Source organism: Paenibacillus sp. MER 180 (genome assembly GCF_023713665.1).
In the GTDB taxonomy this organism is placed as follows: domain Bacteria; phylum Bacillota; class Bacilli; order Paenibacillales; family Paenibacillaceae; genus Paenibacillus_B; species Paenibacillus_B suaedae.
This window is the reverse complement of sequence record NZ_JAMAVT010000014.1, coordinates 1-10,423: the sequence shown is the minus strand read 5'-3', so window position 1 is coordinate 10,423 and position 10,423 is coordinate 1. Positions and strand designations below refer to the sequence as shown.

At 43.6% G+C, this 10,423-nt stretch carries 10 protein-coding genes and 1 pseudogene; 5 read left to right on the top strand and 6 right to left on the bottom strand.

The window, feature by feature from the left end; translation table 11 throughout:
- Positions 1-82: 82 nt before the first annotated feature.
- Entirely contained in the window at positions 83-979 is an 897-nt protein-coding gene (locus tag M3661_RS21120) for a LysR family transcriptional regulator (protein WP_065293942.1), read from the top strand.
- Positions 980-1,074: 95 nt separating this feature from the next.
- Positions 1,075-1,695, top strand: coding sequence for an NAD(P)-dependent oxidoreductase (locus tag M3661_RS21115; protein ID WP_251488305.1), 621 nt, complete (start codon positions 1,075-1,077; stop codon positions 1,693-1,695).
- Between the two features lie 343 nt (positions 1,696-2,038).
- On the opposite strand, the gene M3661_RS21110 is transcribed toward M3661_RS21115, so the two are convergent.
- The 4 genes from M3661_RS21110 to M3661_RS21095 all read right to left on the bottom strand — a co-directional run bounded on the left by M3661_RS21110 (position 2,039) and on the right by M3661_RS21095 (position 6,807).
- Positions 2,039-3,514, bottom strand: coding sequence for an aminotransferase class I/II-fold pyridoxal phosphate-dependent enzyme (locus M3661_RS21110; RefSeq protein ID WP_138188322.1), 1,476 nt, complete (start codon positions 3,512-3,514; stop codon positions 2,039-2,041).
- A gap of 145 nt (positions 3,515-3,659) precedes the next feature.
- Positions 3,660-4,787, bottom strand: coding sequence for a carboxynorspermidine decarboxylase (gene nspC / locus M3661_RS21105; RefSeq protein WP_251488303.1), 1,128 nt, complete (start codon positions 4,785-4,787; stop codon positions 3,660-3,662).
- A gap of 1 nt (position 4,788) precedes the next feature.
- A complete protein-coding gene (locus M3661_RS21100; protein ID WP_065293939.1) occupies positions 4,789-6,027 on the bottom strand; it encodes a saccharopine dehydrogenase family protein in 1,239 nt (412 codons plus the stop codon).
- A 573-nt stretch (positions 6,028-6,600) separates the two neighbouring features.
- Complete coding sequence (locus M3661_RS21095) at positions 6,601-6,807, bottom strand: hypothetical protein (protein WP_251488302.1); 207 nt, start codon at positions 6,805-6,807, stop codon at positions 6,601-6,603.
- Positions 6,808-7,311: 504 nt separating this feature from the next.
- On the opposite strand from M3661_RS21095, the gene M3661_RS21090 reads away from it, so the two are divergent.
- Positions 7,312-7,626, top strand: a complete 315-nt coding sequence (locus tag M3661_RS21090; RefSeq protein ID WP_251488300.1) for a hypothetical protein — start codon at positions 7,312-7,314, stop codon at positions 7,624-7,626.
- On the opposite strand, the gene M3661_RS21085 is transcribed toward M3661_RS21090, so the two are convergent.
- Positions 7,594-7,860, bottom strand: a complete 267-nt coding sequence (locus tag M3661_RS21085; protein ID WP_251488297.1) for a TnsA endonuclease C-terminal domain-containing protein — start codon at positions 7,858-7,860, stop codon at positions 7,594-7,596. The two genes, M3661_RS21090 and M3661_RS21085, sit on opposite strands and share 33 nt — an antisense overlap.
- Before the next feature lie 47 nt (positions 7,861-7,907).
- Between M3661_RS21085 and M3661_RS21080 the strand changes: the two are divergent.
- Both M3661_RS21080 and M3661_RS21075 read left to right on the top strand, forming a co-directional pair.
- Positions 7,908-9,099: pseudogene (locus M3661_RS21080) on the top strand (IS110 family RNA-guided transposase).
- Between the two features lie 432 nt (positions 9,100-9,531).
- On the top strand, positions 9,532-9,768 hold the full coding sequence (locus M3661_RS21075) for a hypothetical protein (RefSeq protein WP_251488295.1): 237 nt from the start codon (positions 9,532-9,534) through the stop codon (positions 9,766-9,768).
- A 156-nt stretch (positions 9,769-9,924) separates the two neighbouring features.
- Here M3661_RS21075 and M3661_RS21070 read toward each other — a convergent pair whose 3' ends face one another.
- The gene (locus tag M3661_RS21070; protein WP_251488292.1) at positions 9,925-10,194 is read right to left on the bottom strand and encodes a hypothetical protein; all 270 of its coding nucleotides are present in this window, start codon (positions 10,192-10,194) and stop codon (positions 9,925-9,927) included.
- Between the last annotated feature and the right edge of the window lie 229 nt (positions 10,195-10,423).

Sequence of the window (10,423 nt, the reverse complement as noted above, 5' to 3'; positions counted from 1 at the left end):
TTCTATTTCGTAGTTCCACTATAATACGAATATCATCTATACAAGTAATAAATATATTTCACAGGAGCTATAGACCACATCTATGAGTATAAATTACGAATTGTACAAAGTATTTTATTGGGCTGCGAAGACAGGCAGCTTGACTCAGGCTGCCAAGGCCTTATTTCTAACCCAACCTAGCGTCAGCCACGCCATCAAACAGCTTGAAAACAGCTTCGGCGTCACTTTGTTTTACCGGAATTCCAAGGGCGTTGGGCTGACGAGAGAGGGCGCCATCCTGTATTCCTATATTGAGCAGTCACAGATCTTAATATCGCTGGCCGAAGAAAAAATGGAAGCACTTAAAAATCTGGACAGCGGCGAGCTACGGATTGGCGGAAGCGATTCGCTGTTCAAGCATTATTTGCTCCCGTACTTGGAGGACTTTCATGAGAGGCATCCCGGGATCAGACTTCACCTGAATCATGGAACTACGCCGGAAATCATTTCCTTCTTAAAAGAAGGGAAAATTGATTTAGGCGTCATCCGTATGCCTATCGTCGATACCCAACTTGAAGTGAGGGAGACTTTTCAGCTGCAGGAATGCTTCGTAGCGGGGACACGTTATGCCGAGCTCAAGAATGCGGTTTTAACGCTGGATATGCTGCTCCAGTATCCAATTATCCTATTCTCGCGTAATAGCAGAGCACGAATGACCATTACGGAATTATTTCAAAGCTACGGCTATAAGCTCGCACCTAAAATTGAGGTCGGAAGCGTGGATCTTCTCATCGAGTTTGCTCGGAAAGGACTCGGAATTTCATACGTGACGAGAGAATTTGTGTCGAAAGAGCTGGAAGAGGGCACCCTCTTCGAGATTCAATTGGACGTGCGGCTGCCGCCATCTCACGTGGGGATTATGATTATGCGCAACATGCCGCTTTCCATGGCAGCATGCGGGTTTATCGAGATGATTCAAACGTGTCCGCTGTCAAAGTAGGCACATTCAGATGCTGCTTTGCAAGATCTTCACCAACTGGCCCATCATGGCGTGAACCAACAGTAGAGAGAAATAGAGATCAAGGAGAAGGAAAAATGAAAATATGTATATTGGGATCAACAGGGAGAGTTGGATCAGAGCTACTGAAACTAGCATTACACGATTCGCATGATATTACAGTCTTAGTGCGTGATCAGAATAAGCTTGCAGTTTCGCATAGGAATCTACAGATCATCGAGGGAAATGTATTAGATGAACATGATGTAAAAAAGGCGTTAAAGGAAGTTGATATCGTTATAAGTGCTCTTGGAACAGATGGGAATGGCACGTTGTCGAAAAGTATGCAAACCATTATTAAAAATATGAAAAAAGAGGGGATAAGCCGAATCGTTACAATTGGAACAGCGGGGATTTTACAAGCCCGCATAAATCCGAAGATCTATCGGTTCCAATCGGAAGAATCAAAAAGAAGAAGTACCACAGCTGCCGAAGATCATTTAGCTGCTTATCAAGCCTTAAAAAATAGTGGGCTATGCTGGACGATTATTTGTCCTACCCATTTAATCGATGGCGAAAAAACGGGCATGTACCGAACAGAGGTAGATGTGCTGCCATTGAACGGATCGAAAATCACGGTGGGCGATACTGCTCATTTTGCCTGGTCTTTGATAAATAAAGAAGCATATGAGAATAGCCGTGTCGGCATCGCTTATTAAAAAACCATCCCTGAAAAGGGAAGCCTGTTTTCACCACTACTACATTAATTTCTTATGACACCATTAATCTTAATCCTTGATAAAAAAACACGCTCTTAACATATTCTATTGGATCATTCTATTGAAAACTCACTTGGAAATCTGTAATGGAAAGTGGTACAGTATCGCAACTCTTACCACTCCGCGCCTCAACAATACAAGTCCTTGCCCCTTCGGGGTGGCCGATGTATAGCTTCGAAGGAGGGCCGAGACGGACTATATCGCCCGTCTGCCCTTCAATCAAAATGGCCAGATTTGCATAGACGGCGCTTCGTGGTGCGCTCGACGCGTAAGGTATGCAGATTTAGGAGATCGGGTCGGTTTCCACGATCACCTTGACATTTTGGATGTACCGATCCTCCGGTCCTTTCACCGGAAGCCCCACATCCACATGATCGACAATGTAATCGATGTTGTCCTGGGAGATCACTTCGCCCGGCAGCAGGATTGGAATACCCGGCGGATAGACATATATGAACTCGGCAATGATTCGACCGGCTGATTCCTTGAACGGAATGACTTCGGTATCTCCGTAAAATGCATCCCTTGGAATCAGGGAGAGATGAGGAATTTCCGGGATCTTCACGATTAGCTCATTTGCAGTGTTCACGTTGTAATACGTTCCAGCTAGCTCACGGAGAGCTGTAAGCAGTACCGACACCGTTTCCTCATTGTCGCCCGGGGTTACCAGGCAGAGGATGTTGTACATATCGCTGAGCTCGACCTCAATGTTATAATGCTCACGCAGCCAGTTTTCCGCTTCAAAGCCTGTAATGCCCAGATGGCGGACATGGATGGTGAGTTTGGTCGGATCATAATCAAAGGTGGCCTCGTCCCCAAGGATTTCTTCCCCGAAGCAGTACAGACCTTCCATTTCATTAATGCTGCGGCGGGCTTTTTGGGCAAGATCAATCGTTCTTTGCGCCATGTCATGGCCGTTAATCGCTAGATTGCGTCTGGATGTATCCAATGATGCAAGCAGCACGTATGAAGTAGAAGTTGTTGTCAGCATACTGATGATTGTCTGCACGCGCTGAGGATTCACATAGCCGTTTTTTGTATTCAGGTTGAGAACCGAGCTTTGTGTCATAGAACCCCCAAGCTTATGCACACTAGTTGCGGCCATATCCGCACCGGCTTCCATAGCGGACATCGGCAGATCCTCATGGAAATGGATAAGTACCCCATGCGCTTCGTCTACGAGCACTGGAACATGGCGGCTGTGGGCAAGATCGACGATTTCCTTCAGATTGGCGCATACGCCGAAGTATGTCGGGTTAATAACCAGAACCGCTTTGGCATCCGGATGGCGATCCAGTGCACGCTGTACGGATTTGGTTGTAATGCCGTGATCGATTCCAAGATTCTCGTCGCGAACCGGAGATATGAATACTGGCTTCGCTCCGGAGAAAATGATGGCCGACATGATCGATTTGTGCACATTGCGTGGGACGATAATTTTGTCCCCAGGCGAGCATGTAGACAAAATCATGGTCATAATGGCACCACTCGTCCCCTGTACGCTGAAATAAGTATAATCTGAGCCAAATGCGTCGGCTGCAAGCTTTTGCGCTTCTTCAATAACACCGGTAGGCTGATGGAGATCATCCAGCGGCGCAATGTTAATCAAATCTATGGATAGGGCATTATCGCCTATAAACTCTCTGAACTCACTGTCAGTTCCTACGCCCTTTTTATGACCGGGAATATGAAATTGTACGGGATTGCTCGCCGCATGTTCTTTCAGAGCTGTAAATAGCGGCGTGTTACGGTGGTCCATTTTATGCTGTCACAACCTTTCTAAGCAGTTCCGGCTGGAAATCTTTCCTTTTTACGCCGAATAGCAGATACATGTCCTTTTGGCCGACTTCAGCCAAGTTATATTCACGCTTAATTCCCATCGGAGTTAAGGCTTTGGTTATTCATTAAGCTAGTCTCATCTTAAAATCCTGATAACCAAACTCGCGCACGACGCGACAATTCCCATCCTTCTCCTGCACGGCGATGGCCGGCAGCGGCATGCCGTTGAAGGTATTGGTTTTGACCATGGAGTAGATCGCCATATCTTCAAATACTAATCTGTCGCCGCTCTTGAGAGGCTGATCGAAGGAATAGTCTCCGATGACATCGCCCGTAAGGCAGGTCGGACCACCTAGTCGGTAAGCGTATGGCTTCTCCCCGAATTCGCCCGAACCGACCAGAGGTGGACGATAAGGCATTTCCAGAACATCCGGCATATGACAAGTAGCCGATGTGTCCACGATTGCAATCTCGATGCCGTTGCGATGGATATCCAACACGGAGGTGACCATATAGCCCGCGTTAAGCGCGATGGCTTCTCCGGGTTCGAGGTATACTTCCAAGCCGTATTTATTTTGCATTCGCGTTATGCAAGCTTCGAGCTTCCGGATATCGTAGTCTTCTCTCGTGATATGGTGACCGCCGCCGAAATTGATCCATTCCATTTGCGGCAGCCAAGGTTCGAACTTGTCTTCAACCGCATTCAGCGTGGTCTCCAAATCGTCCGAGTTCTGTTGGCAAAGGGTATGAAAGTGCAACCCCGAAACGCCTTCCAGCAGTTCCGGCTGGAAATCCTCCCGTTTAACGCCAAATCTTGATCCCGGCGAACAAGGATCATAGATCTCATGCCCCACTTGCGTTGAACATTCCGGATTGATACGAAGGCCAATTTTTCTGCCAGCAGCAAGAGCCTTCGCTTTATACTTTTCCAACTGGGAGAAGGAATTGAAGATGATGTGGTCGCAAATGGAAATAATCTCATCGATCTCATCTTCACGGTAAGCAGGGGCAAAGACATGATTTTCTTTGCCCATTTCTTCGTGACCCAGTCGTGCTTCGAATAATCCGCTCGCAGTCGTACCGCTTAAGTATTTTCCGATGAGCGGATACATCGCAGTCATGGAAAAAGCCTTTTGCGCCAGTACAATTTTGGCTCCCGTACGCTGCATGACGCCGTTCAATATTTTCAGGTTTTTCTCGATTAGTGCTTCATCGACTACAAAACAGGGTGTCGGTAAATCCTCGAACCGCATCTTAACGAACGAGCTCCGGCTCTTTAGCTTCCTCAGGCAAGGCGTCAACCAGCACAGGGTTGAAGTCTTCTACCCATGGAAGTCCCCATTTGTTCAGCTCTTCCATGAATGGATCCGGATTGAACTCTTCGACATTGTATACGCCCGGTTTGTTCCATTTGCCGGTGAGGATCATCGCCGCGCCGATCATGGCAGGAACGCCGGTTGTATAGGAGATAGCTTGGGAACCCACTTCTTTATAGCACTCTTGGTGGTCGCAAACATTGTAGACATAGTACGTCTTGTCTCGGCCATCTTTTTTCCCTTTGAAGATACAGCCGATGTTCGTTTTGCCCACTGTACGAGGTCCAAGAGAGGACGGATCCGGAAGTACAGCCTTCAGGAATTGAAGCGGAATGATTTGTTTCCCTTCGTATTCGATTGGTTCGATGGAGGTCATTCCAACGTTTTCAAGCGCCTTCAAATGCATGAGATAACTTTGGCCGAAAGTCATGAAGAAACGGATGCGTTTCAGACCAGGGATGTTTTGCGCAAGAGACTCGAGCTCTTCATGGTACAGCAGATACATGTCCTTTTGGCCGACTTCTGCAAAGTTATATTCACGCTTAATTTCCATCGGTTTTGTTTCGATCCATTCCCCGTTTTCCCAGTAGCGGCCATTGGCAGACACTTCGCGGATATTGATTTCCGGGTTGAAGTTGGTTGCGAAAGGATAACCGTGATCCCCGCCGTTGCAATCCAGAATGTCGATATATTCGATTTCGTCAAAGTAGTGTTTCAACGCATAAGCCGAGAATACGCCGGTTACGCCAGGGTCGAATCCGCTGCCGAGCAGTGCTGTAATTCCTGCTTTTTCGAAGCGTTCCCGATATTCCCACTGCCATTTGTATTCGAATTTCGCCGTATCTTCCGGCTCATAGTTTGCCGTATCCATATAATGTGTTCTGGTAGCCAGGCAGGCATCCATGATCGTCAAATCCTGGTAAGGCAGAGCCAAGTTCATGACGATATCCGGTTTGACTTCGTTAATCAGAGCGATCAGCTCTTCAACGTTATTGGCATCGACCTGTGCGGTTGTAATTTTAGTTTTGCCGCCGTCCAGTTTTGCTTTCAGATCATCGCATTTGGACTTCGTACGGCTGGCGATGCAGATTTCTTCGAAGACCTCGCTGTTTTGAACGCATTTATGAACTGCTACAGATGCTACGCCACCGGCGCCAATGATTAGTGCTTTTCCCATTTTTCAATCTCCTCATCGAATTAAATTTTCTTCACTTCACTGTAAAAACGGCAACAAAAAAAGCAAGCGTAACACGCACCATGCGCATCACACTTGCTTGATATATTCAAAAATAAGATATTCCCAATAAACATGACAGAACAAACTCCTAGCGTGCTTATCAGTCACCCCTAGGACTCATCGTTTCATGGAAGAGCTCTTAATATTCAAATATATTTTGTTAGGATCAGAGTCTATATAGCAAATAACACTATTGCCACTCTTATTGACCGTTTCACAAGTTGTGTGCGTATGCACTGGTTGTAAAGTAACCAACTTATAAAATTTGAGCTTTTAACTCAATCAATAAGGCAACGAAAAGTTGCCAGTCGGCATTTGACCCGGCTGTCCGTATGGCCTTAACTTCCAGAGAGGAAGTGGTCAAAGTTTATCTGCTTGGAAAGATCCTAAATATATATTGAATATTCGCTTTCCAAAATTAATGCTTCTTCATAATAGCAGGATCGGAATTATTGAGCAAGAAGAAATTTAAAAAAAAATCAAACCGTCTTTCCTGCATACGTTGACAATTAATTATGGACATATGTGCATAAATTGGACTGAATCTATGTTTTGGATATCTTGCTGCCCGGTGCCAAGTGAAAAGACAGTGGTACTTGGCAGCCAGCTTCGCCAGTCCACACTGCACTTTATGACGGTTACGCTGGTACAAATTTCCCATGCAAATAAGTCTGCCACTACGCCATCAACCGCTCCAATCCCCGAAATCCAACGCCCCACAAGGATCCCAGCCCCTTCCCGCTAATATGGATGCGAAAAAGGTAGGTGTTGCTTTGAAATAAAGTTTGATTAAAAATACCCCATTTACCTATATTATCCGCAAATAAAAAGAATCCATTTTAATAAAAGATTGATCAAAACGGATTCATGCTTCGGCCACGCTCATTGAAGAATAAGCGGTTATTAGGCAGCTTTCAGGTGAAAAATGTTTACCCTAATAAGGATGAATCCGGATTCCGTGGGATTCAGGCTTACTAAGGAAGAAGCTAGAAAGATTGCTACCCAGTTATTAATAACAGCTGAGGTCTATCGATGAAATCTTTTACAAGAATCACGCAAGACCAATCGAGTTTGGTTGCTCGATATACTCGATATAATGGAGGTAAAAAGAATAATGAAGATGTTCAAGCATAGGATCACCGGGCAGTATGAAGATATATAACATTTTTTTCCTTAATAAATAAACAAATTAAGTAGAATATAATTATCAGGAGGTGATAAAACATGAACAATGAAAAGCAAAGAGATCCCCACCACCACACTGACCCGACAGAGGGAAAATATTGTACAAATGAGGGAGAAAGAGTTTGTACTACTGGTGACTATTATTTAGTATGTGAAAATAATCATTGGAAAGCTGTACATGAATATTGTGAAAGCGATTGTGAAAAGCAATTAAGAGAACCCCATCAAACATACCCCGAGGGACAATATTGTGGGGTTGAAGGGGAAACAATTTGTTCTCGTGGCCATACGTATGAATATGAAGATAATCATTGGCATGGTTTAGATGAAAAATGCGTATTTCTCCTCCTCTAAATTACCTTCATCAATACACTTAATATCAATTGTTTGCTCTAAATCAATCGGATTTTGCATATCAATGACTACGATTTTTCTAGCAAGTAAGTGATAAAATAGTGTAACGCCACTTCCAAAAGGTAAGTGTATATCTGTATCAAACTCATTAGTAATTTCACGGATACTTCGTGAATTATTCAATAGGCGATTCATAAGAGACATGGATAAATCCTCAATATTTTGGTCACCCATTTCTTGATATACATCATAGCTGCGAGTATCAAAAACGGGCGTGCGGTATGGATGTTCATAAAGACAATATTACTGCATGCATCATGACACCTGAAGGAAAGGAGATTCAAACTTTTTCGACTAAAACAATGTTTCTTCTTCAATTAGTGGACTGGATTAAGAAGCACGGCTGTACTCATGTCGCCATGGAAAGCACGAGTGTTTATTGGAAACCTATCGTAAATTTAATTGAGGCTGAAGAGATCGAATTTCTGGTTGTTAATGCCCAACATATGAAAGCTGTGCCTGGACGTAAGACCGATGTTAAAGATGCTGAATGGATTTGCCAACTCCTTCGCCACGGACTCATTAAATCTAGTTTCATTCCAGATCGTAATCAACGTGAGTTAAGAGAGCTTGTTCGCTATCGTCGGAGCATTATCGAAGAACGTGCTAGGCAGCATAATCGGATCCAAAAAGTTCTGGAAGGAGTTAATATCAAACTGGGCTCTGTGGTTTCGGATATTATGGGGGTTTCATCCAAAAACATGCTTCGTGCCATTGCTGATGGCGCAGACGATCCTGAAGAACTGGCCAACATGGCCCAACGCTCACTAAAACGAAAGAAAGATGAACTCGAACTGGCCCACCAAGGTTACACAAGCCCCCATCAACGACTCATGTTAAAGACTATTCTAACCCACATTGATTTTTTATCGGAACAAATTGATAGGCTGGATCAAGAAGTAGCCCAGCGAGTAAGTTCTTATCAAGAAGATATTGAGCGGCTGGATTCCATTCCTGGCATATCAACACGGATGGCCGAACAATCCTAGCAGAAATGGCACGGATATTAAAAATCAATTTCCAAGCGCAGCCCATATGTGTTCTTGGGCGGGACTTGTTCCAGGGCATAACGAAAGTGCGGGCAAAAGGGGATCATCTAAAACCAAAAAGGGAAACAAAAATTTGAGGTCAGGATTAACGGAATCCGCTCATTCCGTCAAAGGTTCCAAGAACTATCTTGGTGCACTGTTTAGGCGTACAGTAGCACGAAAAGGAAGAAAACGAGCAGGAATTGTAGTCGCTCATGCCATGTTACGGATCTCGTATTACCTCCTATCTCGCAAAGGAATGTATGTTGATCTTGGCGAAGACTACTTTGATTAACAAAGACAACAATCAATTGTTCGACATGCTCTGCGTAGACTTGAAGGATTAGGGTACTTCGTTACTATCACAGAATCTGAGGCCTCCTAATCCAAATAAACTCCAATAAATAGCAATCTACGCGCTCTCCTCTTTAAAAAAACGATCGAGCTGCGTCTTCTTTAGTGCTGCCTTTTTCCATACGCTATGAATTTTCATAGTAGTTTAAGTACATTTCTTCACAATTTCCAAAGTGATATTATCATAAATTTCCAATTGTATGGAGAAAATAGAGTATTGGACTGGAAACTATGATTTATTAAGATTCTTGACTAAGAAAAGAGTCAGACTTTAAAAAGTAAGTTATAGATTGCACCTTCGGGGAGTCATCGAAGAGACTTAAACCAGAAAATAAAGTGTTAGACTGAGTGCTGCAGGGCATGCATGGCCATCGCCGTCACCGGCGTACCACCCGCCAGCCCGGCAGCTCGGCTGCATCCAGAAGGGCCAGAAGCACGAGTTCCTGATGGATAAGCCGTTACAGTGAATCTTAATAAACCAAGCTGTTATGATAGCAAAACGTTTATTTCTAAAAGCACATTGCTTATAGCAAACACTAATGAGTTTGATTTAACAGAAGGTAGAGTATATGTAACTACTAGAAACCAAGGTGAAGGTACTTTTGCAGATTGCATATTTTTCTTGAATATCAAAGGCATTGAAGAAGACTATTCCTCAGAATACTTTTGTCTATATGAAGATGAAACAGTTTCAATTTAAAATACATTGAACAATACGACATAGAATACTAACGATGAAATCGAATTTTCAATGAGGTGATTAAAGTAAGAGATAACACAAGGGCGTTTAAAGATAATTAGAACCAAAGATAGATGCAAATAGAGTTGGGATAAGATTGATGATTAGTTGGACATCTTACAGTAAAAATAGAAACAGACCGCCACAGTGGACGGTCAGCTCTGAATTAGATGACTCTAATATACCATGTCCAGTAATGAACGCCATCCTTATATCCGTAAATTCATAGCTGTCACTAAAACCAACGATAATTGAATTACCTTTTTTCAAGTCTCTGTATGTAACTCCTGCTGCTTCAACAGATGTTGCTGGTGTTAAGGCGACTCCAACAATTGTGCTCAAAGCCAGTGATGTGCAAAGAAGAATTTTTTGAATTGGTTTTTTCAAGAAAATAACCTCCTTTTACTGGTATCCGTGCATTACCACTCTAACATACTGCAAAAAGGAAATCAATGGAAATGTATCCAAAAATGGTGTCTTTCATTCTTAAGTCTATCCTGAAAATACTGATCCCCAGAAAACCTAAAAAAGGCAATAAGAAAGTGACCCTTCATCTAACAAAAAATGGAAAGGGAAAATCAGCTTTATATCCTCTGAATAAACAATCAAGAAGCCG